The organism is Candidatus Firestonebacteria bacterium RIFOXYD2_FULL_39_29 (assembly GCA_001778375.1).
GTDB lineage: Bacteria > Oederibacteriota > D2-FULL-39-29 > D2-FULL-39-29 > D2-FULL-39-29 > D2-FULL-39-29.
In genome coordinates, this window is sequence record MFGV01000075.1 from 48765 (window position 1) to 63754 (window position 14990).

At 40.3% G+C, this 14990-nt stretch carries 14 protein-coding genes; all 14 read right to left on the bottom strand.

All coding sequences use genetic code 11. The annotated features are described in order from the left end of the window. Positions 1-36: 36 nt before the first annotated feature. Entirely contained in the window at positions 37-1470 is a 1434-nt protein-coding gene (locus tag A2536_05525; protein ID OGF44999.1) for a hypothetical protein, read from the bottom strand. Positions 1471-1660: 190 nt separating this feature from the next. Further along, positions 1661-2863, bottom strand: a complete 1203-nt coding sequence (locus A2536_05530) for a hypothetical protein (protein ID OGF45000.1) — start codon at positions 2861-2863, stop codon at positions 1661-1663. A 103-nt stretch (positions 2864-2966) separates the two neighbouring features. Next, positions 2967-3287, bottom strand: coding sequence for a hypothetical protein (locus A2536_05535; protein ID OGF45001.1), 321 nt, complete (start codon positions 3285-3287; stop codon positions 2967-2969). Positions 3288-3427: 140 nt separating this feature from the next. Then, a complete protein-coding gene (locus A2536_05540; GenBank protein OGF45002.1) occupies positions 3428-5143 on the bottom strand; it encodes a formate--tetrahydrofolate ligase in 1716 nt (571 codons plus the stop codon). A gap of 271 nt (positions 5144-5414) precedes the next feature. Then, entirely contained in the window at positions 5415-6245 is an 831-nt protein-coding gene (locus A2536_05545) for a hypothetical protein (GenBank protein OGF45003.1), read from the bottom strand. A 183-nt stretch (positions 6246-6428) separates the two neighbouring features. Next, positions 6429-7454 carry a hypothetical protein gene (locus A2536_05550; GenBank protein OGF45004.1) on the bottom strand — a complete coding sequence of 342 codons (1026 nt, stop codon included), beginning with the start codon at positions 7452-7454 and terminating at the stop codon, positions 6429-6431. Between the two features lie 115 nt (positions 7455-7569). Then, on the bottom strand, positions 7570-8409 hold the full coding sequence (locus tag A2536_05555; GenBank protein OGF45005.1) for a hypothetical protein: 840 nt from the start codon (positions 8407-8409) through the stop codon (positions 7570-7572). Further along, entirely contained in the window at positions 8402-8809 is a 408-nt protein-coding gene (locus A2536_05560; protein ID OGF45006.1) for a hypothetical protein, read from the bottom strand. The genes A2536_05555 and A2536_05560 overlap by 8 nt, the downstream gene beginning before the upstream one ends. Positions 8810-8914: 105 nt before the next feature. After that, complete coding sequence (locus tag A2536_05565; GenBank protein ID OGF45007.1) at positions 8915-10906, bottom strand: disulfide reductase; 1992 nt, start codon at positions 10904-10906, stop codon at positions 8915-8917. Next, the gene (locus A2536_05570) at positions 10906-11778 is read right to left on the bottom strand and encodes a hypothetical protein (protein OGF45008.1); all 873 of its coding nucleotides are present in this window, start codon (positions 11776-11778) and stop codon (positions 10906-10908) included. The genes A2536_05565 and A2536_05570 overlap by 1 nt, the downstream gene beginning before the upstream one ends. Further along, on the bottom strand, positions 11771-12367 hold the full coding sequence (locus A2536_05575) for a hypothetical protein (protein OGF45009.1): 597 nt from the start codon (positions 12365-12367) through the stop codon (positions 11771-11773). The genes A2536_05570 and A2536_05575 overlap by 8 nt, the downstream gene beginning before the upstream one ends. A gap of 124 nt (positions 12368-12491) precedes the next feature. Then, positions 12492-12980, bottom strand: coding sequence for a hypothetical protein (locus tag A2536_05580; GenBank protein OGF45010.1), 489 nt, complete (start codon positions 12978-12980; stop codon positions 12492-12494). A 123-nt stretch (positions 12981-13103) separates the two neighbouring features. After that, positions 13104-14396, bottom strand: coding sequence for a bifunctional hexulose-6-phosphate synthase/ribonuclease regulator (locus A2536_05585; protein ID OGF45011.1), 1293 nt, complete (start codon positions 14394-14396; stop codon positions 13104-13106). A gap of 208 nt (positions 14397-14604) precedes the next feature. Next, the gene (locus A2536_05590) at positions 14605-14883 is read right to left on the bottom strand and encodes a hypothetical protein (GenBank protein OGF45012.1); all 279 of its coding nucleotides are present in this window, start codon (positions 14881-14883) and stop codon (positions 14605-14607) included. Positions 14884-14990: the final 107 nt, after the last annotated feature.

Here is a 14990-nt window from a genome sequence, read left to right on the forward strand (position 1 = left end):
ACAGTTATAGAAAATAAAATATTGCGGGAAGCTTCGTTAAAGATTGTCGCCTTCTCCGAGTATTTCTCTCTTTGCTTCCGTTATTGCCTCTTCCAGGCATTTTACGCCGTCCATAATCGCAGGAATGGTCATAATAAGAGGCGGGGCTATCTTTACCGTACCGCCGCCTAAACCTACCGGCGCAAATACCATCAGTCCTTTTTCCACACATTTACCGCAGATAAGGTGTGCAAGATCGCCATCCGGATCTTTAGAGCCTTCTTTCACTATATGTATCCCGTAAACCATACCTTCACCCTGTACTTCTCCGATTATATCGCTGTGTCTCTCTTTGATTTTGAAAAGCTCGGATTTTAGTACAGCGCCAACTTTTGCCGCATTCTGAACTACTTTATGTTTTAACATATAATCTATATTCGCTGTCGCGGCCGCAACACATATAGGATTTCCGGTATGCGTGCTGGTCATAGTGTTTGCTTCATAAATATCCATTACATCGGGCCTTCCCGCAACTGCGGAAAGAGGCATAGAACTTGTAATGCCTTTTCCAAAAGTCGTAAGATCAGGAACAATATTGTAATGCTGGAAGGAGAACATCTTTCCGCTTCTGCCAAAACCGGCCTGTACTTCATCGCAGATCAAGAGAATCTTATTTGCCGTACAGAATTTTCTGAGCAGTTTCATAAAACCTTTTGGCGCAAATGTAGCGCCGCCGCCCTGGAAGCTTTCAAGAATAATACCGGCAATTTTGTCTTTAGGTTTCGCACCTATCTTTTTATTTAAGAATTTAGAAAAGTTATTGAAACATTCCGTGTCGCACCCCTGGTAATTGGGTTTGCCCCAGGGACAACGGTAACAATTTGGAAAAGGAGCATTGTGCAAATCCTTATCCATGTTTACGATCCAATCTTTCAGAGCGGGAGAACCGCCGATCATCTGGGCCCCGAGGGTTCTGCCATGAAAAGCGGCGCTGAAAGAAATTATAGCAATTTTCTTTTTATCCGCGACTTTCTGACCGTAAGTTCTGGCTAATTTAAGACAGACTTCCACAGCTTCCGAACCTGTAGTTAAAAGAAATACTTTTTTCAAAGGTTTTGGAAGAAGTTTGGATATTTTTTCCGTGAGATTTGCCCTGGCTTCCGAAGGAAAGCAGTAGTTATGAAGCAAATTATGATTGATCTGTTTGATCATGGCCTTTTTTATTTCAGGGTTTGAATGTCCTATATTTGCCACCAGAACACCCGAACTCCAATCCAGCCATTTGTTGCCGTATTTATCAAATACATTTACGCCTGATGCATGGTCCCAGACAGCAAGCGGCTGTCCTGACATAGACCTGGGCTCGTATTTTCTCAGTCTTTTTAGAACTTCAATAGATCTTGGCACAGGGAACCTGTCAGAAACCATCTTTCGAAAAGGTGTACAAACTTTTTGGATCTTTTTCATATCTATTGCGTATTCTTTTGCCATAATGAATGCCTCCAAGCATTGTGTTCCGGACATTTAAGTCCCAGAAGAATTATATCGTTACCGCTAATTTCCAGAATCGATTATAACACATCCGAACAAATATTTGTAACTTGGTTTTTTATAATCCGGCGGATGCTTCTACCGCCTTCCTTCAATCGTCAATTGTCATTGGTCAATCGTAAATTTCTTTTTAAATCCATCCTCTGTTTTCCATGGCGTGGATAACTTCCTGTACCGCCAAAACCAGACCTGCTTCTTTGCTGGTTAGATCCCTGCTCTTCGAAAGAGCCAGCAATTTTTCGAAACTCTTCTCAATAGTCCTGTCAATAAACTCAAAAACCTCTTCAGCTGAAGTAAGCGAACCTGATTTTGCGCTCTTCCATTCTATATAAGAAGCGATAACTCCGCCCGAGTTAGCCAGAAAATCAGGAATCACCTCGACTCCTTTATTGTTTAATACTTCATCGCCTTCTTTTGTAGTAGGCCCGTTTGCGCCCTCTACAACCAGTTTTGCTTTTACCTTTTGCGCGGTTTTATTCGTAATTACATTCTCACACGCGGCAGGAATTAATATTTCCGCGTCAACGCCGAGCAGTTCTTCGTTGGTAATAGAATCACCCTCGAAACCTTTTACAAATCTGTTTTTATTGGTGTATTCCATAAGTTTTTTTATATCCAGACCATTCGCATTGAACAAGCCTCCGTTAACATCGGATACGGCGACAATTTTAGCCCCCATCTCCTGCAGAAAATAGGCAGTCCAGCTTCCTACATTTCCAAAACCCTGTATCGCTACTTTAAGACCTTTTACGTCACACTTTAAAAGTTTCTTTGAGGCGTAAGATGCGGAGAAAGCAACTCCTCTACCGGTCGCCTCTTTTCTACCGGGAAGACCGCCTATTCCTATAGGCTTTCCTGTTACGCATTCTGAAATGTGAAGTTCTCCATAAATTGCCGCCATTTCTCTTGGACCAGTCCCCATATCAGGAGCAGGTATATAGTAACCGGAAGAAAGATCCCCTCTAATTATATGAACGAGTTCTTTCATTATCTCCTTTTTCATATAGGAGTCGAGCTTCAAACTGTCCAGGCAAATACCGGTTTTTCCGCCGCCAAAAGGAATACCTGTAAGAGCGGTTTTTAAGGTCATACGCTCCGCAAGATCCGTGGTTTCTTCAAGCGTGACATTTTTATCGATCCTTATCCCGCCTTTAGCGGGCCCTCTTGCAGTATTGTGATAAACCACATAAGCATCAGCTACCACTAAGGTTTTATTATCAATCCAGATATTAAGATTGATTATCTTTTTTTCTTCTGATTTTAGAAGAAGTTTTTTTGCATTTTCCTTACCTTCCAGTTCGGATTTTATTATATCCAGATCAAATATGGACATGATTCCTCCTTTAAGTACAATCACTAATGACTAAATTCTAAATCCTAAACAAAATCTTTGAATTCATATCATAACTCATTAATACAAACCCAGTACCCAGCCCCTAAGACCTAGAGCCTTTCTTTTTTTTCAATTCTTCCGGCCAGGTGGCGGCATAGATATATTCAAAATCATTTGACAGAGCTTTGAACTGATGCGGAACACCGGCGGGGACATAAACAACGGTTCCGGGTCCGACATTTTTATACTTTTTACCCAAAAGCAAACGGCCTTTACCTTTTAAAACAATATACACCTCTTCCTCATCCAAATGAAGACCAAGAGCAGTCAACTGATCCTTTTTCTTTTTCACAAGACCAAGTTCAAGGTTTATCGATGTCTTTCTATCAAGCAAAATACCGTTTTTGAACTTTTTAAGATACAATCATACCTCCGTTCAGAACGTTACACGTTACAACGTTACTCACGTTTTACAATATAGTATTTTTATATATTTTATTTAGCGGAGGTTTTTATCCGCCTACCTTAAATCGTCAATTGTCATTCGTCAATCGTAAATATCTTTTAAAACAGTCCTACCACTTTTCCATCTTTATCAATGTCAACCTTTGTGCCTGCGGGTACAGAAGGAAGTCCGGGCATTGTTCTCATGTCACCGCAGATCGGATATAGAAACCCTGCGCCTATTGAAGCTCTGATATCTCTGACAGGTAAAGTAAAGCCGGTCGGACGCCCTTTTAGCGCCGGATCATGAGAAAGGGAAAGGTGGGTCTTAGCCATGCAAATAGGAAGTTTGTCCCAGCCTAAACCGCTATAAAGCTTGATCTTATCCTCAGTGGCCGCAGTGTAAGAAACATTTTTTGCGCCGTAGATCTTAGTGGCAATAATTTCAATCTTTTCTTTAATTGAAGCTTCAAGAGGATAAAGAAATTTGAATTTTGATTTCTTTTCGCAGGCTTTAACCACTGCTTGTGCAAGTTCTTTTCCGCCTTCTCCGCCTTTTTCCCAGACTTCAGAAAGTACGGCATCCTCCGCTCCGGCCTGAATTGCTTTTTGTCTGATATATTCAATTTCTTTATCAGTGTCCGTTGTGAATTTATTTATAGCGACAACCACAGGAACGCCAAAGAGTTTTGCATTTTCTATCTGTTTTTCAAGATTACAGATCCCCTCTTCAATTGCTGTCATATTTTCTTTTAACAAATCGTCCGGAATCGATTTACCCGGAATTATCGTAAATTGCCCCGAGTGCATCTTTAAAGCTCTGACCGTACAAACCATCACTACGCAGTTAGGTACAAGTTTGCTGTAACGGCATTTAATATTCATAAATTTTTCCATGCCCATATCCGCGGCAAAACCGGATTCTGTGACAACGTAATCCGCGAGTTTCACAGCCATCTGATCCGCAAGTATGGAGTTATTTCCATGCGCAATATTGGCAAAAGGACCGGCATGAACAAAACAGGGTGTATGTTCCGTGGTTTGAAGGAGCGTCGGTTTTATTGCATCTCTCATTAGCACTGTCATGGAGCCCGCAACTCCGAGATCTTCAGCGGTAACAGGTTTACCGTCTTTTGTAAAAGCAACCACAATGCGCCCCAGGCGCTGCCTTAAGTCTTTTAAACTTGTAGTCAAAGCAAGTATAGCCATAACTTCAGAAGCCACAGAAATATCAAATCCGCTCTGTCTTGCAATACCATCGTCTTTACCGCCGAGACCAATTATAACATTTCTCAGAGCCCTGTCGGATATGTCAACCACCCTTCTCCAAAGGATCTGATTTAAATCTATGTTAAATTTGTTTCCTTTATGAAGATGATTATCAAGAAAAGCTGCACAAAGGTTATGAGCAATAGAAACCGCGTGAACATCCCCGGTCAGATGGAGGTTAAAATCTTCCATTGGTACAACCTGGGAATACCCACCGCCTGCAGCCCCGCCTTTAATACCAAATACAGGCCCCAGTGACGGTTGTCTTATTGCTGTAATAACCTTTTTTCCGATTTTTGCCAACCCGAGTGATAATCCGATTGTTGTTACTGTTTTCCCCTCTCCAAGCGGAGTCGGGGTGATCGCTGTAACATCAATATATTTACCGGTGTGTTTTGCTTTTAAGCGGTTTAAAAGTTCGAGCTTTACCTTGGCTTTATTATCCCCGTACAGCTCAAGTTCTTCTCTTTTAATCCCTATTTTTGAAGCTATTTCAGTTATAGGTTTAAGCTTTATACCCTGTGCAATAGTAATATCCGAAGGTACTTTCGACTTTTTAACTTTCATTTAAACAATCCCCCTTTACAAAAAAGATTCCACTGATACAGTGTAAATCCAATAACTAAGATTTAAATTCTAAGCACTAAACAAACTTAAAACCAAGCACTAAGAATAAAATTGTAAACAAAATCATTGCACTTATATAAACATCTTCCTTTTTAGTGCTTAGTGCTTTGACCTTAGTTATTGTTTTAAATTTAGTGCTTAATCCTTAGTAATTCACCCGCTGTGCTTTTTCCTAGTCCCCAGTACCCAGAATCAGGCACCTAGTTTTTATTTAATATTCATCAGGCAGATCTTTCAGCTGCGCATATGTAAAGACGGGTCCATCTTTGCAAATATAAAGATGCTTCACATTACACCTGCCGCATTTACCCAAACCACACTTCATTTTCATCTCAAGTGTAGTAACAATTTGTTCAGGAGTAAAGCCGAGATCCAGAAGTTCTTTAAGAACAAACTTAATCATTATCGGTGGTCCGCAAATTATTGCAACCGTATCTTTTGGTGAAGGGTGTACTTCTTTTAATACTGCAGGCACAAATCCGACTTTATGTTTCCAGCCATCAGCGCCTTTATCGGCAGTCAGTATCATTTGCGTGTCTTTTACTTTTTCCCAATCCGAGAACTTATCTTTATAGCAAAGATCCATCGGGCTTCTCGCGCCGTAAAGAATCGTAATATTTTTAAAATCTTTTTTGTTATCCAGTGAAAATTCTATCGGGGATCTTAAAGCAGCCAGACCGACACCGCCTGCCACATAAAGCAGGTTCTTTTCGTGCCAGTTATCGAACGGGAACCAGTTCCCATAAGGACCTCTGATTCCGACAGTATCTCCGATCTCCAGTTCATGAACGGCTTCACTGATAAGCCCGACTTTTCTTATAGAGCATTCAATATATTCGTTTCTTGTTTGCGGGTTCGCAAAAGTAAACACCGCTTCGCCTATACCAAAAAGATTAAGAATCAAAAATTGACCTGCTTTCCAGGTGAACTCTTTTTGAGCAGCCTGGTCCACAAATTGAAATTTGAAACTTTTAATGTCGCCGGTTTCAACCTTAATATCGACTACCTTTGCAATATGAGGCTTATATATATTGCCCGTCATAACACTCCTGTAATAAACATTTTTCTGTAACACTATCGCTTTAAAAAGAAAACAAATCACTAAGATCTAAGCACTAAATTTTAAACAATTACTAATACTTAATAAAACAATACTTAAACTACATCATTGAAATTATATTTATTATACTTCCTTCCGTTTAGTGCTTTGACCTTAGTTATTGTTTTACTTTATTCCCTCTATCACTTTTCTAAGGTCTATACTGACCGGGCAGGCTTTAATACATCGGCCGCAACCCGTGCAGAGTTCTTCTTTAAAATTATCAACATGGTAATTGAATTTATGCATAAACCTCTGTCTGAAGCGTTTTTTTGTGTCTGACCTGGGATTGACCCCGCCTGCCATTCTGGTGAAGATCTCGCTCATACACGTATCCCAGCTTCTCACTCTTTCCGAATTTATATTATCAAAAGCTTTTTCGGTAATATCAAAGCAGAAACAAGTAGGGCATACAAAAGTGCAGGCCCCGCATTTTACACAGGGTAAATGAACCGTATCCCAGTAAGCCGATTCAAAAGCAGGTTCCATAAGTTTCTTGATCGCCGAAAGGTCAAGTTTCTTTACTATCTTCGACTCAGAAGCAGCCTTAAATATTTCTTTCTCTTTTGCATCGGTCTCAGAAGCTTCAGCAAAATACTTAGAATTGTCATTTATTACTTTCTTTCCTTTATCAGAATATGCTTCCGCAAGGTATTTCCCGTTTTTTAGAGGTGTCAACAATAAGTCGCTTCCTGTTTCGTTAACGGGACTACCCTTAACAAAGGAAGTACAAAAACAGGTACTCTCCGGCTTTTCGCAGGAAATAGTGACAATAGTAGTTTTCGCCATTCTTTTTGTGTAATATTCGTCAACAAAATCACTCCAATTAAAGAGCTTATTAATAACATCAAACCCTCTTGCGTCACAAGGACGGCAGCCGAAAATAACTATCTCTTCCGGTTCAGCAGGATCTTCGATAGTAACTCCGTTCTTATCTTTTTTTATCTTAAAAAACCTTTCCGATTGTAAATACACCTTATCTTTTGCAGTAGTATGCGTAAGCAGTGAATCTCCGTGCCATTCGGAAGCATTCGATAGTTTTCCAAATAATACGGTGTCTTCGGCATCCCTTTTAGGAGCGTAAACAATTTTCGCCGCTATCAGGGCATTTAACAATTCTTTTATGTTTTCTTTTGAAATTAAATAAGCCATATTCTCCCGTTTATCCCGTTAGAAAATCACAATACACAGGACTCTAAATTTACCTATTCTTCTCGTGTTCGTTCGTATTTAGTTTCAACCCGTCTGTAACATTTTCTAACGGGACTTACATAATATCAGATTCAGAATCACCTTCATCATACGTGGAAAGAGGAGGTCTTGCATCCGTATCCGCTCCGCTTTCATAGTTAAACAACTCTTTTGCATCTTTTGCAAGTTTTTTAGTAAGAATGCTTAAAGGTATATTTACCGGGCACGCCGTATCACAAGCTTTGCAATCCGTACAGCGGCCAAAAACATGCTGCATCCGAATCATGTGAAACAGCTTATTCTTATTCGCATCCACGTGCTTGCTCAAATACTCCGGCATGCTTCTCAAGGCAAAACAATCCGGACAGTAGCATACCGGACATACATTCCTGCAGGCATAGCATCTGATGCACTTTTCAAACTGCCTGTTCCAGAACTCCATTTTCTCTTTTGAACTTTTCTTTTCAAAAAGAGAAACATCTTCAAAACTTTTAGGATTTTCGGAATTTTTAGCCGTACCAATAGTAAAATCTCCGCCTTTCGGCTGCTTAACCTGACAGTTCTCGCACTTTTCCAGAAGTTTATTTGTTCTTTTATCCAGGACACCATCACACGCCACACTGATTATAATTACATTCTCTCTTTTGAACTGTTTTTCCCTGATTAACTCAAAAACTGTAGCTATATCACAACCTTTGCAGACCACCGCAAGCTTGTTCTTTTTAAGTTTCGTGAGGTATAAACCCAGATTATTAATACAATATTTATTAAATATCAAGCGTGAAGTATCACCCGGATCAGCTACAAATGCCGGTCTCGTAGAAAATTCATCATAAGCTTTTTCATAACCGATAGCCCACTCCGCTTTTTTCTCGGTTAAAAGTTTCTTTATCAGTTCCTGTAATTCTTTATCCATTTTCCTGCCAGTCCTTTACCTCAGCTACTACTTTTTTTACTACTTCCGCAAATTTCTTACCTTCAGAAGCTGAAACCCAGCTCGCGTGGAATCTTCTTTTATCAATTCCAAAATGCTCGAGCAAGCTTTTTAAATGAGGATAACGCCGTCTCCAGTAAAAATTACCTTCACTGTAGTGACAATCTCCTGGGTGACAACCGGAAACAAGAACTCCATCCGCTCCGTTATGAAACGCCTCAATTATCATCATAGGATCCATTCTTCCCGTGCAGGGAATCCGAATGATCTTAATGTTAGAAGGATAAATATTCCTTCCGAGCCCGGTCATATCCGCACCGGCGTAAGAACACCAGTTGCAGAGAAAACCGACTACGTTGAGCTTCTTCTTATCGTCTACCATAACCACCTTCTGTTTAATGACTAAGTACTAATGACTACTGACTATTTATTGTAGCGGGTAAAAGCTCCCGCCATATTTATAAGATCATGACTCCTAAAATAGTCATTAGTCACTAGTACTTAATTCCGTTGTCGCTGCTTCTATCTGATTCATCACCTGTCTATCGGAGAAACCTTTCAGGTCTACTGCTTTACAATAGCAAGAGCCGACACAGGCACCGCAGCCTTTACATACGCTTTCCAGTACTTTAGCGACGTGGCGCATATCGCCTCTTTTAACTTCTTTATCTTCCATTTCAATCGCACTGTACGGGCAGACGTTGTAACAGGTTTCACAACCCGAACAGGTCAATTGATTTACATTTGCTATTAAAGGCTCGACTTCTAACTTTTCTTTTGAAAAGAGAGCGCATACTTTTGCGGCAGTAGCCGAAGCCTGGGCAACCGTATCAGGTATATCTTTGGGTGAAATACAGCAGCCTGCTACAAAAACACCGGAAATTGCAGTTTCAACCGGCGCAAGTTTCGGATGAAGTTCGTTATAAAAACCGTACTGATCATAAGACATATGGAAAAGCTGGGCAAGCTCTTTTGCGTTGGCTTTCGGTTCAAGCCCGTTTGCAAGGACTACCATATCCGCTTCTACTTCTACCTGAGCACCGGATAAAGTATCTGCACCCTTTACTATTAATTTATCCCCGCGCTCATAGATCTTTGAGACTCTGCCTCTCAAATAGACAACACCATAATCATTTTGGGCACGCTGTACGAACTCTTCGTAGTTTTTACCCGCAGATCTTATATCAATATAGAATACGTAAGACTGTGTTTCAGGATAATGATCTTTAAGGAGCATCGCCTGTTTTGCAGTGTACATACAGCAAACTCTTGAACAATAAGGACGGTGTTTTGATTCATCCCGTGAACCCACGCACTGAATGAAAACAACATTTTTCACTTCTTTATGATCTGAAGGCCGCACGACATGCCCGTCAGTAGGACCTGATGAATTGATCAGTCTTTCAAATTGCAGGCTGGAAATAACATCCTTTATCTCGCCATAGCCATATTCACCGTAGTTTGAGTGATCATAAATGTTGAATCCGGTAGCAACGACCACCGCTCCGAATTTTTCTTTTATTATTTCATCCTGCTGAGTATAGTCAATAGCTCCGGTAGGGCAGACTTTTTCGCAAATTTTGCATTTGCCTGTTTTGAAGAAAGTACAGGTTTCTCTGTCTATTACGGGAACATTGGGCACGGCTTGAGGAAAAGGCGTGTAAATTGCTTTTCTGGGCGCCAGATTTTCGTTAAACTCGGATAAAGCTTTTTTATTGGGACATTTGGTTACACACACACCGCAACCGATGCATTTCGAGTTAACAGATTTTGCTTTCTGTTTGATCTTAACTTCAAACTGTCCGACATACCCGCATACTTCCACGACTTCGGCGTAGGTCATAAGAGTAATATTTGGGTCCTGCGCTACTGCAACCATTTTTGGAGTTAGAATACAGGCAGAACAATCAAGCGTAGGAAAGGTCTTGTCAAGCTGGGACATGCGGCCGCCAATAGAAGGTTCTTTTTCGACTAGCACCACTTTATAACCAGCGCCTGCTATATCTATTGCCGCTTGAATACCGGCAATACCGCCGCCGATAACCAAAGCACGCTTTTCTATTGAAGCATACATCTTGGAGAGCGCTTCACTGCGTCTTACTTTCGCAACCGCCATCTCCATCACTTTCATAGCTTTTTGCGTTGCTAATTCTTTGTCGTCACCATGCACCCACGAAACATGTTCGCGGATATTTGCCATTTCCATTAAATAAGGATTTAACCCGGCCCGTTCCATTGTTTTTCTAAAAGTACCTTCGTGCATTCTGGGAGAACATGCGGAAACAACAATCCTATCCAGATTATATTTTTTAATTGCCTCAATGACCGTATTTTGTCCCGGATCAGAACACATATATTTGTAATCAACGGCAACACGGACACCGGGTAATGATTCGGCATATTTTGCAACACGGGTTACATCGACTACCCCCGCGATATTTGTGCCGCAATGGCAGACAAAAACTCCGATCCTGGCCATTATAATATTCCTTTTGCTTTAAGCAGCGGTTTCGGGTCAATAAAATGTTTATTCATCATTAAGTCCATATAATCATAACCAAGCGCAAGTCCCATAACCTGGGTAAAATAAAGAACAGGTATATTAAGGTTTGTTTTTAACAACTTAGATATTTCCGGCTGTCTTGCATCAAGATTACTGTGGCAGAGCGGGCATGCGACCATTACCAGGTCAGCTCCGCAAGCTTTCGCTTCTTTTAAAATATCACCGGAAAGTTTCCTTACGATCTCTGTTTTTGTAAGAGAAAACGCTGCGCCGCAGCATTCGGTTTTATAATACCATTTTATAGATTCAGCTCCGAGAGCTTCTACAAGATTATCCATGATCATCGGATTTTCCACTCTATCGTTCTCACAAACCTCAGCGGGCCTGGTCATCAAGCAGCCGTAATAGCAGGCAATCTTTAGACCTTTAAGCTGCTTTTTTATTTTTGCTTTAATATTTTCCAAACCATATTTTTCAAGCATTACGCGTGTAAGATGTAAGACCTCAGCTTTACCGTTGTAAGTTTCTCCTGTCACCTCTTCAACTTCTTTTTTAAGTTTTGCATCTTTCTCCATATTGAGATGAGCCATCTTTAAACGGGAAAAACAAGCAGAACAAGGAGAAGTAATAGGCATATTGTGTTTTTCTGCCCAGATAAGCGACTTTGCAGGTAAAGCTGCCGCTGTCAGTTCGGAAGTAATATGAGCAGTAGTGGCCCCGCAGCAGGTCCATTCAGGAATTTCAACCAGATTTATTTCCAGGTCTTCACAAACCAACCGCGTAGCAACATCATATTCTTTCGCAGTGGATGAAAGCGAACAACCCGGGAAGTAAGCAACTTTAAGCATTCTTTTCGTATATCCTTTCCCTGTCTTTTTTCTTTATTCTCTTGAACATTCTGATGTTTTTTATCATTTCAAAGGGATTGTATATCAGATGAGGTATAAAACTAATTTTACCCTTAAGGATCATCTTGACTCCCATCGGGAATACATCTTTAAAAGGATTTAATGAGAGCATATTATACGCCCCTATCATCCCTATTTCGTATATTTTTCCTGTTAATTCGATTGATTTAAGGAATATCCAGTCAAATATCGGTATTTCATTATCGGATAGTTTGTACTTTCCCGCCTGTGCCATTATTTTCAAAGTATCCATAACCTTTGCTATATCAATCTCTCTGGGACAACGAGTAGTGCAGGTTTCACAGGAAACGCAAAACCAGGAGGTATTTGCAGACATTAAACGGTCATGCATACCAAGCTGAATCATGCGCATAGCCATTGTGGGAGGGTATTCCATAGCATAAGCCACAGGACATCCCGCGGAACATTTTCCGCATTGATAACAGTTGGATATCTTTTGCTGGCTAAGCCTTTCGACATCCTTCCGGAACCCTTCTTTTATGTTCTTTAACTGAAGCTCGTATTTCACAAATACCCCATTTCTAAAAAGAGTAAGTAAATACAAAGAAATCTTGAGTATTTTAGCATAGCAATTGAAGAAAAGTCAATTGGAATAAAGCTAACGAAATACGGCAAGAATATCCAAATTTAGACTATTTTTTAGACTTTCTCGAGGTTTTTACCGGTTTATTTACTTTTTTCTTTGTCCGCTTTACAGGTTTTTGTTCTTTGGTGTCATACATAAAGTACCCGAAAATTATTACGACAAAGAGAATAAGTAGCAAGGGCCAGTAGTCAAGGGAGTTTTTTGTTTCTACTTTGACTTTTTCAGCTATTTTATTGGAAATATCTATAACTTTTGCGGGAGCAGCTTTAAGTGTTTCCATTGCGGTTTTTGGTGCAGGCACGGGCAAAGGTTTTGCCGGTTCAGGAGTAATAATAACCGGTGGTTTTTCCGGGGCTGGTTTTACTTCCGGGGTTAAAATGATATTTTCAGGAGTGATTTGCACTGACTGTACAATATTAATATTTTTGGAAGTATCCACTACGTCAGAATTATCTTTAAGCTGGATAGTACGGCAAGAAAATGTGAAGAAAACGAGTGTAGACAAAATTATTGTGGAAAAATATTTATTTTTCATTTATTTTGCCTTAAATACGGAACTGTTTTAAAAACACAAAATTACAAAAAAAGACGCTGGATCCCCGATAAAAGCACTCGGGGATGACATTAATTCTTTTATATTACGATTGGAGAATTAATGTCACTTTTTTTCCCATTTTAATAAATCCATTACGGAAGACAGGGTGCTGCCTTCAAGGATCTCTTTTGTTAGGCGGTTTTCTTTTTCTAGAACGTCCATTGCTCTATTTGCGTATTCAACGGCTTTTTCTTTTGGGATAACTATTACTCCATCGTCATCACCGACAATCCAGTCTCCGGGGAATATTTTTACTCCGGATATTGTTATCGGGATATTAATTTCGCCAAAACCTTTAGGCTCTCCGGCATTTGACATGATTAGTTTAGAAAAAGCCGGGAACTTAAAGTTTTTAATCTCTTCAGTATCTCTGATAGCGCCATTGATGACCACGCCGCCGATCTTCTTTCTTACACAGCTGGTCGTTGCAAGTCCTCCCCAAACTGCGGGACCGACTCCTGCAACATCAACAACTATCACTTCACCGGGTTTTGCTATATCAATTGCTTCTACGGGTTTTGCCCAGTCACCGGGATAAGTTTTTACAGTAACAGCCTGGCCGACCATCTTTAGACCGTTTAAAACAGGCTTTATATCCGGGAGCGACGGAGTTCTATGAAGAGCATCAGAGATGTTAGCGGTTGAAACCTGCTTTAATATCTTCAAGATATCAGCCTCTCCGCCTCTTTTAAACAAAGTCGTTTCAATTTTCTTTAACGATGACATTGCTTTTTTTATATCCGCCGCAGCTTTCTTTGCATCTTTTGCTTTTGTAATTGAGCCGCCGACTATCACTATACTCGCGCCCGCCTTAACAGCATCAACAACATTTTCAGAATTTATCCCGCCAGCCACCGCTACAGGTATTTTCACTGCAGCTGTTACTTGTTTTAATATTTCAAAGGGAGACTTACCCCGCATTTGGTCATCTATGGAAGTATGAATGGCTATATAATTTGCACCAAGTTTTTCAACCTCTATAGCCCTTTTCACAACATCTTTTACAGCTATCATATCAACGACAACTTCACACCCATAATTTTTTGCCGCTTCAACACACTCTGAAATAGTAGAATCAGCAGCAGCACCCAGTACATCAACGACTTTCGCTCCCGCCTTAGCCGCTATCTCAACTTCTGCCCGCCCTGCATCCATTGTTTTCATATCCGCAACTATAACTTTATTGGGAAACTTTGCTTTAAGTTCGCGAATGGCATTTAAACCTTCTGCCTTAATAAGCGGTGTTCCCGCTTCCAGCCAGTCAGCTCCGCCGGCAACCGCCTCTTTAGCCGCTAAAAGTGCGCGGTGCATATCAACAAAGTCTAAAGCGACTTGTAAAATAGGTTTCTTCTGCATACATATTCCTTTTTATTGAGATAGGTTATTTTAGCATGGAAGTAGAACAAAGTCTATAAAAGTCTGTAATAGTCCATAAAGGTCTTTAAAAGTCTAAAATCTTGATAGTTATTATATTAAAAACAAATATTCTTGATTTTTATCTTGATTAGGCTATATATAAAGACTCATCTGAATACAACTTTACAAACCTTATAAACTTTATGAACTATATTTCATACTTTTCCTTGATCTTCCACACTTCTTCGCCGATTATATGGCCTACGTTGGATATTCCTAAGGAGTCTTTAAAATCACGGCTGATTTCTCTGATAACTTCTTCTTTAAGTTTGAATTTGGTAATGGTAACCAAAATCCTGCAGGCTTCCGGGTCATATTCATCTTCAGGACAGCCGCTCATAAGTCCGGCCGGATCTGTTTTAATCAATAAAGCAGTAATTTCTTCGAGGCACTTTATAAATTTATTTTTATCCTGATCACTGACCACCTGAACCGTACCTTAAGAAGTTACGTTAAAACGTTTCACGTTATCACGTTACTAACGTATTTGCTTTATCTTTACTTTCCGCCACAAAGCGTTGGCGGACTGCTCGC